General features: G+C 62.1%; 13 protein-coding genes. All 13 read right to left on the bottom strand.

Annotated elements, in window-relative coordinates; genetic code table 11:
- Window positions 1-12: 12 nt before the first annotated feature.
- The 13 genes from fliM to fleR all read right to left on the bottom strand — a co-directional run bounded on the left by fliM (window position 13) and on the right by fleR (window position 13,085).
- The gene (fliM, locus tag BSF40_RS01520) at window positions 13-981 is read right to left on the bottom strand and encodes a flagellar motor switch protein FliM (RefSeq protein ID WP_008052878.1); all 969 of its coding nucleotides are present in this window, start codon (window positions 979-981) and stop codon (window positions 13-15) included.
- Between the two features lie 9 nt (window positions 982-990).
- Window positions 991-1,494 carry a flagellar basal body-associated protein FliL gene (fliL, locus tag BSF40_RS01515; RefSeq protein ID WP_095963853.1) on the bottom strand — a complete coding sequence of 168 codons (504 nt, stop codon included), beginning with the start codon at window positions 1,492-1,494 and terminating at the stop codon, window positions 991-993.
- 230 nt (window positions 1,495-1,724) lie between these two features.
- On the bottom strand, window positions 1,725-3,071 hold the full coding sequence (locus BSF40_RS01510) for a flagellar hook-length control protein FliK (protein WP_095963852.1): 1,347 nt from the start codon (window positions 3,069-3,071) through the stop codon (window positions 1,725-1,727).
- A 100-nt stretch (window positions 3,072-3,171) separates the two neighbouring features.
- Window positions 3,172-3,471 carry an Hpt domain-containing protein gene (locus BSF40_RS01505; RefSeq protein ID WP_095964053.1) on the bottom strand — a complete coding sequence of 100 codons (300 nt, stop codon included), beginning with the start codon at window positions 3,469-3,471 and terminating at the stop codon, window positions 3,172-3,174.
- An 84-nt stretch (window positions 3,472-3,555) separates the two neighbouring features.
- Entirely contained in the window at window positions 3,556-5,262 is a 1,707-nt protein-coding gene (locus BSF40_RS01500; RefSeq protein WP_095963851.1) for a fused response regulator/phosphatase, read from the bottom strand.
- Window positions 5,263-5,267: 5 nt separating this feature from the next.
- The gene (locus BSF40_RS01495; protein WP_095963850.1) at window positions 5,268-5,567 is read right to left on the bottom strand and encodes an STAS domain-containing protein; all 300 of its coding nucleotides are present in this window, start codon (window positions 5,565-5,567) and stop codon (window positions 5,268-5,270) included.
- A gap of 138 nt (window positions 5,568-5,705) precedes the next feature.
- Window positions 5,706-6,155 carry a flagellar export protein FliJ gene (gene fliJ, locus BSF40_RS01490; protein ID WP_015096248.1) on the bottom strand — a complete coding sequence of 150 codons (450 nt, stop codon included), beginning with the start codon at window positions 6,153-6,155 and terminating at the stop codon, window positions 5,706-5,708.
- Between the two features lie 6 nt (window positions 6,156-6,161).
- Window positions 6,162-7,520 (bottom strand): flagellar protein export ATPase FliI, encoded by a 1,359-nt coding sequence (gene fliI, locus BSF40_RS01485; RefSeq protein ID WP_095963849.1) that lies wholly within the window; start codon window positions 7,518-7,520, stop codon window positions 6,162-6,164.
- Entirely contained in the window at window positions 7,510-8,307 is a 798-nt protein-coding gene (gene fliH, locus BSF40_RS01480) for a flagellar assembly protein FliH (protein ID WP_095963848.1), read from the bottom strand. Before fliH ends, fliI begins: the two co-directional genes overlap by 11 nt.
- Before the next feature lie 4 nt (window positions 8,308-8,311).
- Window positions 8,312-9,331: a flagellar motor switch protein FliG gene (gene fliG, locus BSF40_RS01475; protein WP_095963847.1), complete on the bottom strand. Its 1,020-nt coding sequence runs from the start codon at window positions 9,329-9,331 to the stop codon at window positions 8,312-8,314.
- Complete coding sequence (gene fliF / locus BSF40_RS01470; protein WP_095963846.1) at window positions 9,324-11,111, bottom strand: flagellar basal-body MS-ring/collar protein FliF; 1,788 nt, start codon at window positions 11,109-11,111, stop codon at window positions 9,324-9,326. Before fliF ends, fliG begins: the two co-directional genes overlap by 8 nt.
- A gap of 16 nt (window positions 11,112-11,127) precedes the next feature.
- Entirely contained in the window at window positions 11,128-11,454 is a 327-nt protein-coding gene (fliE, locus tag BSF40_RS01465) for a flagellar hook-basal body complex protein FliE (protein WP_007975335.1), read from the bottom strand.
- Between the two features lie 245 nt (window positions 11,455-11,699).
- Window positions 11,700-13,085: a sigma-54-dependent response regulator transcription factor FleR gene (gene fleR / locus BSF40_RS01460; RefSeq protein ID WP_095963845.1), complete on the bottom strand. Its 1,386-nt coding sequence runs from the start codon at window positions 13,083-13,085 to the stop codon at window positions 11,700-11,702.
- Window positions 13,086-13,087 lie beyond the last annotated feature (2 nt).

Raw genomic sequence — 13,087 nt, 5'->3', positions numbered from 1 at the left:
TAAGAGCGCCGGTCAACGGCGCTCGATCGGCTCGATCACTTGCAACGCCAGGTTGCCCTTGTGCGAACCCATCTTGACCTTGAAGGCCGGCACGCCGTTGGCGCGCATGATCATTTCTTCCGGCATGTCGACCGGGATCACATCCCCCGGCTGCATGTGCAGGATGTCGCGCAGGCGCAGTTGACGACGGGCTACCGTCGCACCGATCGGCACGTCGACGTCCAGCACGTCCTGGCGCAGGGCGTTGACCCAGCGCTCGTCCTGATCGTCGAGGTCCGACTGGAAGCCGGCGTCGAGCATCTCGCGCACCGGCTCGATCATCGAGTACGGCATGGTCACGTGCAGGTCGCCGCCACCGCCATCGAGTTCGATGTGGAAGGTCGACACCACAATGGCTTCACTCGGGCCGACGATGTTGGCCATGGCCGGGTTCACTTCGGAGTTGATGTACTCGAAGTTGACTTCCATGATCGCTTGCCAGGCTTCCTTCAGATCGACGAACGCCTGCTCCAGCACCATGCGCACCACACGCAGTTCGGTCGGGGTGAATTCACGCCCTTCGATCTTGGCATGCCGGCCGTCGCCACCGAAGAAGTTGTCCACCAGCTTGAATACCAGCTTGGCGTCGAGGATGAACAGCGCGGTGCCGCGCAGGGGTTTGATCTTGACCAGGTTGAGACTGGTCGGCACGTACAGCGAGTGCACGTATTCGCCGAACTTCATCACCTGCACGCCGCCGACCGCTACGTCTGCCGAACGACGCAGCATGTTGAACATGCTGATGCGGGTATAACGGGCGAAACGCTCGTTGATCATTTCCAGGGTCGGCATGCGTCCACGGACGATGCGATCCTGGCTGGTCAGGTCGTAGCTTTTGACGGCGCCGGGTTCGGCAGCGTTTTCGGTCTGTACCAGACCATCGTCGACGCCATGCAGCAGCGCGTCGATCTCATCCTGGGACAGCAGGTCCTGCACGGCCATGTCGTGTTCCTACTGCAGTACGAAATTAGTGAAAAGCAACTGTTCGATCACCACTTTGCCGAGCTCTTTCTGCGCCACTTCCTGGACGCTGGCGGTGGCCTTCTGCCGCAGCATTTCCTGACCGACCGGCGACGCGAGGGTCGCAAAGTCCTGGCCGGAGAACAGCATGACCAGGTTGTTGCGGATCACCGGCATGTGGACCTTGAGCGCCTCCAGATCCGCCGGGTTGCGCGCGAGCATGGTGATGCTCACCTGCATGTAGCGCTGGCGGCCGTTCTGGTTGAAGTTGGCCACGAAAGCCGGTGCCATCGGCTCGAAAATCGCTGGCTGCTTGCCGACGGGAGCGGCGTCCACCACGGCGGCGGCAGGCTTGTTCTGAGCGCTGTGCATGAAGTACCAGGTCGCGCCCACGGACACACCGATCGCCAGCAGCAGGGCCACCACGATCAGGATGATCAGCTTGAGTTTGCCTTTGGTTGCGGGGTCTTTTACTGCTGCGTCGCTCTTCGCCATGCCAATAATCCGTCACTATTCGGGGTTTCACAGTCGCACGGCAAGGCAAGAGCAAGTGTTATGCCAGAACGGTTGGAGGGATGGGTAGGCGAGTATGCAGCACGGAGAACACCACAAATCACTGTGGGAGCGGGCTTGCTCGCGAAGGCGGTGTATCAGTCAACATTGTTGTTGAAGCTGATGACCTCTTCGCGAGCAAGCCCGCTCCCACAGGGTTTCTGTTTCGGCCGTCAGGCGTAGTAATCGACCGCGCTGGAGCCGATCACACTGGCGGTACTGGCAGCAACTTCAGCGACGCCCGGCGTCAGGTCGTCATCCATGGAGTCGAGGCGGCCGCCGTTGGCACTGGCCCGTCCGGTCTGGCTTTGCCGGGCTTGTTCCTGCCCTTGTTGCGAACCACGGGACTGGTCAGAAACGTTGACATCGACCTGCCCCATGCCCTGCTGCGCAAACATGTCGCGCAAGCGATGGACCTGGCTGTCCAGCGCCTCACGGACGCCCGGATGCGCACTCATGAACGTGACCTGGGTCTGCTGATCGGGAACCATGTTCACCCGAATGTCCAGACGCCCCAGCTCAGCAGGCTGCAACTGGATGTCCGCGGCCTTGAGGTTGGCGCTGGACAGGTACATGACCCGGTTCACCACCTCTTCGGTCCAGCCGCTCTGGTGCATGGCGATTGGCTGGTTCACCGGCAAGGCATTGGCGGTCTTCGGTGTGGCCGCCTGGGTCAGCGCGGCCAGACGGTTGGCGAAATCATCGACACGGGTGTCGCTGCCGGCAGCCTTGAGATCCTTCAGACCGTCATCGATCAAGCCGCTGAAAGCCTTGTCGTCACCATTGCCGGTACTGTCCTTGTCGGCCTGAACATCCAGCATGGTCGCCATGCCGGCGGCAAAGTTTTGCGCCGACGTCAGCTCACCCTCAGCTTGTGTTGGTGCCGCCTTTGGTTGCGCTTGACTGGAAGCCGACACGTGACCGCTCTGCTCCATCGCCAGGCGTAACGCCGGCAGGGCGTCGAGTGGATCGGCCTCGGGATCGAAATCACCGTCAGCGCTGGTCGGCGCCGAAACGCTTGCAGCCGCGATCGCCGCAGCAACCGGCGCTTCAACCGTTGGCTGCACCGCATCGGCTACGTCAGGCGCTTCTGGCGCAGACACCACTGGCTGTATGGCTTGCGGCAATGCGGGATCAAGCGCCGGATCGACCGACGCGGCATCGACGACCTGAGCCGGCTCGGCCTCTGACGCCTCTTCGTCGGCGGTCTTGTCGTCAGCCCGCACCGATTGGTCGGCAGGCAAGGATTTGCCGCCATCGGCAACCACTGGTTCCCCCGCGGCAGACTTGTCGTCGCCAGCGTCCTTCTTCGCGCCGACACCGGAAGTCTTGTCACGATCAGGTTTGAACGAAGCATCGGCCAACGCATTGGGCTTGTTTTGGGCCTGATTGGCGTAGACATGGGCGAAGCTTACGGCCTTGTCCCCGGGGTCTGCGGCCACTGCCGGGGGATTGGCGCAGGCAGCCTGAGTCTTGGCCTGCCTGGCGGCCTGAAGCAGAATATTGGGGGTAACGGGCATGAAACGGTCTCCGCTGCACAGGGCTCGTAAGTACAGTTGGGTTAGATAACTGCAAAGGTCGAGCCAGTTTCACTCGATAGAGACCAAAAGCAGCGCTTGCTCAGATTTTCGCCGGGCAACGCTGTCGCTCAGCTTCGTACAGAGGGCGGATACCGGCGAACTCGCGATCGATTTTGCCGACCAGTTCCAGAACGGCCGCGCTTGGCAAACTGGTGGCCTGTTGCTCGAGCTGGTGGCAGAGCTCGGTCAGCCGCAGGGCCCCCATGTTACTGCTGCTGCCCTTGAAACTATGGGCGGTTTCAACGAGCAGGGTGGCACTGTCAGCCGCTCTCAAGACTTTCAGGCGCTCTTCGGAGTCCGCAAGAAAGATATCCAGCAGATCCGGATAACCCTCTTCCATCACTTCCCGCAACGCACTCAGCACGTTGCGATCCACATGTGTGTCGTCGTCCACTTGCTCACTCCTTGATCAAGAATGCGCGGATTATGCCAGAGCCTCCCAGATAAACTCCACGCGTGCACTTCGACCATTGTCGGTCCAGCAGGCATTACGCCCCAACTGGCGGATCAGGTTGATCCCGCGTCCCGACAGGCGGATGGCGTCCAAAGGCCTTTCCATCACCCGCTCGACATCGAACCCCTCGCCACTGTCTTCGACCTGAATCGTCAGGCAACCGCCATCGTCTGTCGGCGCCACCTGCAAATGGACCCGCACATAGCCTTCCTGCAGCTCGCCGAGCCGGGCATTGCGCTCTTGATAATATCGCGCAAAACCCGATGCATTGCGCTTGAGGCTCGAATCCAGCCCCAGCACGCCATGCTCCAGCGCATTGGAATAGAGCTCCGCCAACACACTGTAAAGCGCACCGCTCTGAGCCCGAAGGCCATGCACCTCAAGCAGCAACTGCAACAGATAGGGCAAGGGGTTGTATCGCTTGAGCGTGGCGGCGCGGAACTCGAAGCTCACCGACCAGTCCAGCGGACACGACTGGCCGCTGTCGGAGTAGACCAATGCCGGTGGCGTGACCTGCTCCGGCTCCAGCAGGCTGATTTCGACCATGCTGACATCGTCGCGCGCTTGACCACCGAAATCGCGCAGCGCCTGCTCGATCTCTTCGAACAGCGCATCCGGCTGACGATTGGCGGCGAACACCTGCTGCAATCGCTGCACGCCAAACAACTGTTCATTGGCGCCGCAGGTGTCGATCACCCCATCGGACAGGAGGAACACCCGATCCCCGAGCGCCATGGGAAACACTTCGGTGCGCTCATCGAAGGATTCCGGGCTCAGCACCCCCAAAGGCAGGTGCCGCGCCGGCAGAGGGGTGCGCTCGCCACTGGTAATGCGATGCAGGTAACCGTCGGGCATTCCACCGTTCCAGACCTCCACCGCACGACGCTGAAAACTCAGGCACAGCATCGTGGCACAGCAGAACATGTCCACCGGCAGGATGCGCTTGAGCTTGGCATTCATTTCACGCAGGGTTTCCGCCAGGCCATAGCCCTTGGCGGTCATCCCGTAGAAGACTTCGGCCAGGGGCATGGCGCCCACGGCCGCCGGCAGACCGTGGCCGGTGAAGTCTCCCAGCAATATGTGCATGTCGCCGGCCGGGGTGAACGCGGCCAGCAACAGGTCGCCGTTGAACAGCGCATAGGGTGATTGCAGATAACGGATATTCGGCGCGGCGTTCAGGCAGCCCGCGTGCGCCACCTTGTCGAAAACCGCCTTGGCCACGCGCTGCTCGTTGAGCAGGTAGTCGTGGTGCCGGGCGATCTGGTCACGCTGCTGCAGAACGGTGTCCTGCAAGCGCCGCAAGCGATCCATCGCCTTGATCTTGGCCGCGAGAATCACCTGGTTATAGGGTTTCGCCAGAAAGTCGTCACCGCCGACCTCCAGACAACGGGCCAGTGCCTCGCTTTCGGACAAGGACGTGAGGAAGATGATCGGCACCAGGGTTTCCCCGGCCAGGGCCTTGATTTGCCGGGCCGCCTCGAAGCCGTCCATGACCGGCATCATCGCATCCATCAACACCAGGTGCGGATGTTGCTGGCGAAACGCGTCGACCGCTTCGGCGCCGTTGGCCGCCGTCAGCACGTCGTGCCCCTGGCGGCGCAGGATGCTCGCCAACAGCAGGCGATCGGCAGCGCTGTCCTCGGCAATCAGGATCGTCAGCGGCTCCAGTGGCTGCATGGCAATCAACTGATGTCGAACAGTTTGTCGAAGTTGGAGATGGCGAGGATTTTGCGCACGTCGGTATTGCTGTTGACCACGCGCACATCGGAGTCGTCGCCACCGGCGTGATCGCGCAGCAAAAGCAGCATGCCCAGGGCCGAGCTGTCGAGGTAAGTGGCGTCCTTCAGGTCGACCACAACCGCCGATAGCTGTTTATCTTCGTAGGACTGACGAAACTCCTGATGCTTGGCGAAATCGAAACGCCCCTTGACCGAGATCGTCAGCTTTCGCCCATCGGGTGAGACTTCTGTAACAACTGGCATGTCATGGCTTCCTTGTCATTTGTAAACCTGCTCGTACAAGGTTTAGCAGCTGGTAGAGGTTGGGGCAAGGCTGGAAATAGCGAAGATCCTGTGGGAGCGTGGCTTGCCCGCGATGAACGATAACGCGGTCCACCCGATTCAATACTGATCCTGCCGCGGCAAGCGCTGGGACAGTTCATCCAGCAATTTCTGTTCGCGCCGGTCTTCGAGCGCCCGTGCCTCATCGGCATAGCGCTGAACCAGCTTGCGCAGGCCTTCGACCCGGGCAAATGCCTGCTGCCAGGTTTCCCGGGCCTTGTTCAGGTTGTTCTGATGCCAGGCCAGGCTTTGCCGCTGCTGGTCGATGGCCGTGCCCAGCTGCGCCAGGAAGCCCTGATAACCCAGCAGCCATTGGCCCGAGACGCCGCCACTGCCACGCACGATCCATTGTTCCTGATAGTCGAGGCGGAAGGCTTCGAGGTCGGCGAGCTTGCTTTGCGCCAGACGAACCTGCCCTTGAAAGTGCCCCAGGCGCTGGACCGCGGTTTTCTCGGCCTTTTCGGCCATTTCCACCACCGGCGCCAGCCTGCCTGCCCGACTCTGGGCCATGACCGCTTACCCGCCCGCCGCGGGCGCGAAGATCGAGGCGAGATACGCTTCGCTTTCACCCAGGCTGATGCTGTCGTTGAGGCCCTGCCGCAGGTATTTGACCAATTGCGGTTGCAGGGAAATCGCCAGGTCGGTCTCGCGATCGCCGCCGGCGACATAGGCGCCGACGCTGATCAGGTCGCGACTCTGTTGATAACGCGACCACAACTGCTTGAAATATTGCGCACGAGCCATGTGCTCCGACGACACCACCGCCGGCATGACCCGGCTGATGGACGCTTCGATATCGATGGCCGGGTAATGCCCCTCCTCGGCCAGGCGCCGGGACAGCACGATGTGCCCGTCGAGCACACCCCGTGCCGAGTCGGCAATCGGGTCCTGCTGGTCGTCGCCTTCGGACAGCACGGTGTAGAACGCGGTGATCGAACCGCCGCCCTTTTCTGCGTTACCGGCCCGTTCCACCAGTTTCGGCAATTTGGCGAACACCGATGGCGGATAGCCCTTGGTCGCCGGTGGCTCGCCGATGGCCAGGGCGATTTCCCGCTGGGCCTGGGCAAAACGGGTCAGGGAATCCATCAGCAACAGGACATTCTTGCCCTTGTCGCGGAAATATTCGGCGATACGCGTGCAGTACATGGCGGCGCGCAATCGCATCAGCGGCGCATCGTCCGCCGGGGACGCCACGACCACTGAACGCTTGAGTCCTTCTTCACCGAGGATGTGCTCGATGAATTCCTTGACCTCACGACCCCGCTCACCGATCAGACCGACGACGATAATGTCGGCCTCGGTAAAGCGCGTCATCATCCCCAGCAACACCGATTTACCGACACCGGTACCGGCGAACAGGCCGAGCCGCTGGCCGCGGCCGACCGTCAACATGCCGTTGATGCAACGGATGCCCACGTCCAGCGGTTCACTGATGGGCTCGCGCTTGAGCGGGTTGATGGTCGGGCCGTCCATCGGCACCCAGTCTTCGGCCTTCATCCCGCCCTTGCCGTCCAGTGCGCGACCGGCACCGTCGAGCACCCTTCCGAGCATGCTCATGCCCATGGGCAGGCGACCGTTGTCCGCCAACGGCACCACTCGGGCGCCGGGTGCGATGCCGGCGACACTGCCGACCGGCATCAGAAAGACTTTGCTGCCAGAGAAGCCCATGACCTCGGCTTCCACCTGCACCGGGTGATAGCTGTCGTCATTGATGACCATGCAGCGGCTGCCCATGGCGGCGCGCAGGCCTTCGGCTTCGAGGGTCAGGCCGACCATGCGCAGCAGACGGCCTTCGAGGATCGGTGCGCCCTCCAGTCCCGTGGCCTCGGCGTAGCTGCCCAGGCGTTTGGCGAAGCTGGTGCGTTCAAGGCGCATCAGGTGCATCCGGCTCTGGCGCGGCAGCAGGCTTGCTGTCGACCGGCAGTTCCAGGCTCAGGTCTGGCGCGGCCGGGTGCAGGGCCTGCTCGTGCAACTGGTCGAACAGCTTGTCCATCACCCGCGCGACGCGGGTTTCCACCGTGGCGTCGATGCGACTGTGCTCTGTTTCGACCCGGCAGCCGCCGGGCAACAACGACTCGTCTTCGACGATGCGCCAGGTTTCTTCATGGCGTTCGCGCAGGGCTTTGACCTGTTCGAAATCCTGCGGATTGATGTACAGCCGCACATTGCCCACGCCCAGCGGCAGGAGCTTGAGCGCTTCGCGCATGACGTGTTCGATCTGTGTCGAGTCGATGGCCAGTTCGCGCTGGATCACCTGTCTGGTGATGTGCTGCACAAGGTCGACCAGGGACTTTTCGATCTGGGTGTCCTGTTCGGCGATGGGCTCGAACAGATGCGTCATCAATTGCTCCAGCGCCCTGATCTTGGCGGTCAGGGCCACTTCGGCCTCCTGGCGGACCTTGAGCGTGGTGCTGTGGAAACCTTCCTTCTCACCCACCGCGAAACCTTCGTTGTAGGCTTCCTGGCGAATGCTTTCGAGTTCTTCGAGGGTCAGTGGCTGGACTTCCTCCAGCGGCACTTCCTCCATTTCCGGCGGCTCGGGTTCAGGCTCAGGTTCCGGCTCGGGTTGCGGTGGGTCGAAACTGGGCAACGCCCAGGTATCGAAGCCACTGACATCCCTGGCCCGGATCAGGTCAGTGGGTGCATCATCATTCTTGACCATGGTGTTAGATCATTTCCTCGCCGCCCTTGCCGCCGAGAACGATTTCTCCGGCTTCGGCCATACGGCGGGCGATGGTGAGGATTTCCTTCTGCGCGGTTTCCACGTCGCTGACGCGCACCGGGCCCTTGGCTTCCAGGTCGTCGCGCAACAGTTCGGCGGCACGTTTGGACATGTTCTTGAAGATCTTCTCCTTGACCCCTTCGTCCGACCCCTTGAGGGCCAGCACCAGCACATCGGAGGACACCTCGCGCAGCAGCGCCTGGATGCCGCGGTCGTCGACATCGGCCAGATTGTTGAACACGAACATGAGGTCTTCGATCTGACCGGACAGGTCTTCGTCGACTTCGCGGATCGAATCCATGAGCTGACCTTCGATCGAGCTGTCGAGGAAGTTCATGATGTCCGCCGCGCGCTTGATGCCACCCAGGGTGGTGCGCGAGGCATTCGAGTTGCCGGAGAACTGCTTCTCGAGAATCTGGTTGAGTTCTTTCAGGGCCGCCGGTTGCACGGTGTTCAGCGAGGACACGCGCAGGATGATGTCCAGTCGCACCTTGTGGTCGAAGTTGCCGAGCACTTCGCCGGCCTGGTCCGGATCGAGGTAGGCCACCACGATCGCCTGGATCTGCGGGTGCTCATAACGGATCACGTCGGCGACGGCGCGCGGCTCCATCCACTTCAGGCTGTCGAGGCCACTGGTGTTGCCACCGAGCAGGATGCGGTCGATCAGGCCGTTGGCCTTGTCTTCGCCCAGGGCCTGGGTGAGCATTTTGCGCACATAGTCGTCGGAACCGACGCCCAGGCTGGTCTGGTCGCCGACGATATCGACGAACTCGCTCATCACCTGCTCGACCTGCTCGCGGTGCACATTACCCATCTGGGCCATGGCCATGCCCACGCGCTGAACCTCTTTGGGGCCCATGTGGCGCAGCACCTGGGCCGCGTCGGTGGAGCCCAGGGACAGCAACAGGATCGCGGCTTTGTCGACCTTGGACAGTTTGGCGGCAACGGCTCGGTTATCACTCATCTGCGTTAATCCACTCTTTCACGACCTGGGCCACACGACCCGGGTCTTCTGCCACCAGACTCTTGATTGCGTTCAACTGAGCGTCATAGCCTTCGCTCGGGCTCGGTAGCAGAATGCTTTGCGGGCCGCCAAGGCTGATGCGGTCGTTGGCCAACTCGCCATCCAGACCACCCATGCCGCCCAACTCAATATCACTGCCGATACCGGCCAGTTGCTTGCCTGTGCCGCCACCGGTGATGTTGTTGAGCACCGGACGCAGGACACCGAACACCAGCACCAGAATGAACAGCACACCCAGCACTTGCTTGACGATGTCCCAGAACCACGGCTGGGAGTAGAACGGAATATCGGCAATCACCTCACCGCGCTCGGCGGAGAACGGCATGTTGATCACGCTGACACTGTCGCCACGACTGGCGTCGAAACCGACGGCGTCCTGCACCAGACGGGTGAAGCGCGCCAATTCATCGGCGGTCCAGGGCGCACGGGTGGTTTCGCCGTTGGCCGGATTGGTCTTGACCTGATCATCGACCACCACCGACACCGACAGGCGATTCAACCGGCCCTGCTGCTGTTTGGTGTGGCTGATGGAACGGTCGAGTTCGAAGTTCCTGGTCGATTGCTGACGCTTGTCCGCCGGGTACGGGGCGAGCATCGGCTGGCCGGTCGCCGGATCCATGATTTGCTGGCCATTGGCATCAACCAGTGGCTGGCCTGGCTGCACCATGCCAGCTGCACCCGGCGTGCCGCCTGTGGTTTGCGGCGCGGAGGCCGGCGATGGCGGCTGGTTGCTCAAGGCACCCGGCACGCCCTGCGGACCATTGCTGGCGGTACGTTGTTCGTTGACCGACTGCTCGCTGCGCAACGCCGGTTGATCCGGGTTGAACTGCTCTGAAGTCGACTCGACCGCACTGAAGTCCACGTCGGCGGACACTTCGGCTTTATAGCGATCGTTGCCCAGCACCGGCTGCAGGATGTTGTGCACGCGCTGGGTGAGCATGCTTTCCATGCGACGGCTGTAGTCGAACTGCTTGCCGGCCATGGTCAGCTCGGAGTTCTCCGCCTGATCCGAGAGCAGGTTGCCCTTCTGGTCGACGACGGTAATCTGCGACTTGCTGAGTTCGGGAACGCTGGTCGCCACCAGGTTGATGATCGCCACGACCTGGCCTGGCTCGAGGGAGCGACCGGAATAGAGTTCAACCAGCACCGAAGCGCTCGGCTTGCGCTCGTCGCGCACGAACACCGAACTCTTCGGGATCGCCAGGTGCACGCGGGCACCCTTGACGTTGTTCAGGCTGGAAATGGTGCGGGCCAGTTCGCCTTCGAGGCCGCGACGATAGCGGGTCGCTTCCATGAACTGGCTGGTGCCCAGCCCCTGTTCCTTGTCGAGGATTTCAAAACCGATGTTGCCGTCGCTGGGAGTGACACCAGCGCCCGCGAGTTTGAGCCGCGCACGGGACAGGTCCTCGGCCTTGACCAGCAAGGCACCGGAATTGGGTTCGACGGTGTACGGAATATCGGCAGAGGCCAGGGTATCCATGACCTGCTTGGCGTCCATGCCGGCAAGGCTGCCGTACAGAGGCCGGTAGTCCGGCTGTTGAGACCACAACACCACGGCAAAACCAATCGCCACGCTCGCCGCCAGACCGACCAACAGGCCCACCTGACGCAACATGGTCATCTCGGAGAGGTTTTCCAGGAAGGACAACCCGAACAGCGGCGGTTTGCCGTCTATTGGAGTGGCCTTGGCCGGAACGTTATCGGCGACTGCTTCTGCCATGACTCAATCTCGTCCTTTAAACCGGCATCTGCATGATGTCTTGGTAGGCCTGAACCAGCTTGTTGCGCACCTGGGTCAACGCCTGGAATGACACACTGGCCTTCTGCGAGGAAATCATCACGTCTGTCAGGTCGACGCCGCTTTTGCCGATTTCGAAAGCGCTGGCCAACTGAGTGGAAGCCTGCTGGGTGTCGTTCACTTTATTGACGGCCTGGCCGAGCATGTCGGAAAAGCTGCTGCCCGACACTTCAGGGACGGCAGTCGCTTTCGGCGCAGACATGGCATCCATTTGCATGGCGCGCATATCCAGCATCAACCGATTGAATTCAATACCTTGGCTCATGGTCTCTCTCTTTGACGACCCGCAATTTTTTGACGCTCACTCGGCGGGTAGTGAGTGTTAGCAACAAGGGTGCCAGCTCCATGGCCACGCCGAACAAAACGCCTTCATCAGCTCGCGATCTTCTGTAGGAGCGAGCTCGCTCGCGATGGACCCAAGAACGACGTGTTTATCCTGAAGCCCCGCGTTATCGTTAACGACCTTCGCGAGCAAGCTCGCTCCTACAGGGCCAAGGCGCAGGCCAGCGGTCAGGTGGCGAACAGATACGCTTCCACATCCATGCCGGCATCGCGCATCTGCGCCAGCTTGTAGCGCAGGGTGCGCGGGCTGATCCCCAGGCGCTCGGCCGCCTCTTTGCGCCGACCGCGTTCGGCGCGCAGGGTATCGATGATCATCTGGAACTCACGGCGACGCAGGTCATCCCCCAGCGCACCGGCCGACTCGGACTCGACCTCGACTGACCGCACCGGCGCCGCAATCGACACAGGCAACGGAGCGCAGGCCACCGGCCCGGCCAGGCAGAAGTCCTGCGGCTGGATCAGACCGCCCTGCTGCAATATCAGCGCGCGCTGAATCGCGTTGTCCAGCTCACGCACGTTACCTGGCCACGGATAACCGATCAGGCACGCCTGAGCCTCGGGTGACAACCTGGCAGCCGAATGCTTCATCTTATTGACGTGCCTGGCCAACAGACGCTCGGCCAACGGCAGAATGTCAGCGGTGCGCTCGCGCAGCGGACGCCAGGCCAGCGGAAACACCGACAGGCGATAATAGAGGTCTTCGCGAAAGCGCCCCGCCGCCACTTCACCCGCCAGGTCGCGGTTGGTGGTCGCCACCACGCGAATATCCAGCGCGATCGGTTTACGCGCCCCCACCCTCTCGACCTCGCGCTCCTGCAGCACGCGCAACAATTTGGCCTGGAGCCCCAGGGGCATTTCGGAAATTTCGTCGAGCAGAAGAGTGCCGCCGTCGGCCTGCTCGAACTTGCCGGCTTGCGCCGCAATGGCGCCGGTAAAGGAACCCTTCTCGTGACCGAACAACGTCGCTTCGAGCATGTTGTCCGGAATCGCGGCGCAGTTGATCGCAATGAACGGCTGACTGGCCCGATGAGAATGCTGATGGATGTAACGCGCCAGCACCTCCTTGCCCGTGCCCGACTCCCCCGAGATCAACACCGTGGAATCACTGCGCGCAACCCGCGCCGCCAGCTCGAGCAACTGCGCGCTGGCCGGCTCGAACGCTACCGGTCCCTCTCCTTCGGCCAGGCCAAGACTGCCCAGGGCATGGCGCGCCACCAGATCAAGCAACGCCTTGGGTTCGAATGGCTTGACCAGGTAGTCCGCCGCCCCCTGGCGCATCGCATCGACCGCACGCTCGACCGCACCGTGAGCGGTCATCAGCAACACCGGCAACTGCGGCTGCCGCGCTCGCAGCAGGCCCAGCAACTGGTGGCCGTCCATGCCTGGCATGTTGACGTCGCTGATCACCAGGCTGAAGGCCTCGCCGCCGACAACCGCCAGTGCCTCTTGCGCCGAACCCACCGCCTTGTAATCGTGCCCCGCGAGCAACAGCGTATCAGCCAGTGCCTCGCGCAACGCGCGGTCGTCCTCGACCAACAGAACCTTGATGCCCATCT

This window comes from Pseudomonas sp. ACN5 (assembly GCF_002303975.1).
Lineage (GTDB): Bacteria > Pseudomonadota > Gammaproteobacteria > Pseudomonadales > Pseudomonadaceae > Aquipseudomonas > Aquipseudomonas laurylsulfatiphila.
This window is presented reverse-complemented; position numbering and strand designations above follow the sequence as displayed.

What these genes read in the sequence shown, in the direction of transcription:
- BSF40_RS01500 (WP_095963851.1), bottom strand. Translation starts at nt 5,262, where the DNA reads ATGCAGCCACTGGAGCCGCTGACGATCCTGATTGCCGAGGACAGCGCT.
- fliE (WP_007975335.1), bottom strand. Translation starts at nt 11,454, where the DNA reads ATGAGCCAAGGTATTGAATTCAATCGGTTGATGCTGGATATGCGCGCC.
- fliJ (WP_015096248.1), bottom strand. Translation starts at nt 6,155, where the DNA reads ATGGCCCAGAGTCGGGCAGGCAGGCTGGCGCCGGTGGTGGAAATGGCC.
- fliL (WP_095963853.1), bottom strand. Translation starts at nt 1,494, where the DNA reads ATGGCGAAGAGCGACGCAGCAGTAAAAGACCCCGCAACCAAAGGCAAA.
- BSF40_RS01495 (WP_095963850.1), bottom strand. Translation starts at nt 5,567, where the DNA reads ATGCCAGTTGTTACAGAAGTCTCACCCGATGGGCGAAAGCTGACGATC.
- fliI (WP_095963849.1), bottom strand. Translation starts at nt 7,520, where the DNA reads ATGCGCCTTGAACGCACCAGCTTCGCCAAACGCCTGGGCAGCTACGCC.
- BSF40_RS01505 (WP_095964053.1), bottom strand. Translation starts at nt 3,471, where the DNA reads ATGGAAGAGGGTTATCCGGATCTGCTGGATATCTTTCTTGCGGACTCC.
- fleR (WP_095963845.1), bottom strand. Translation starts at nt 13,085, where the DNA reads ATGGGCATCAAGGTTCTGTTGGTCGAGGACGACCGCGCGTTGCGCGAG.
- fliG (WP_095963847.1), bottom strand. Translation starts at nt 9,331, where the DNA reads ATGAGTGATAACCGAGCCGTTGCCGCCAAACTGTCCAAGGTCGACAAA.
- fliH (WP_095963848.1), bottom strand. Translation starts at nt 8,307, where the DNA reads ATGGTCAAGAATGATGATGCACCCACTGACCTGATCCGGGCCAGGGAT.
- BSF40_RS01510 (WP_095963852.1), bottom strand. Translation starts at nt 3,071, where the DNA reads ATGCCCGTTACCCCCAATATTCTGCTTCAGGCCGCCAGGCAGGCCAAG.
- fliM (WP_008052878.1), bottom strand. Translation starts at nt 981, where the DNA reads ATGGCCGTGCAGGACCTGCTGTCCCAGGATGAGATCGACGCGCTGCTG.
- fliF (WP_095963846.1), bottom strand. Translation starts at nt 11,111, where the DNA reads ATGGCAGAAGCAGTCGCCGATAACGTTCCGGCCAAGGCCACTCCAATA.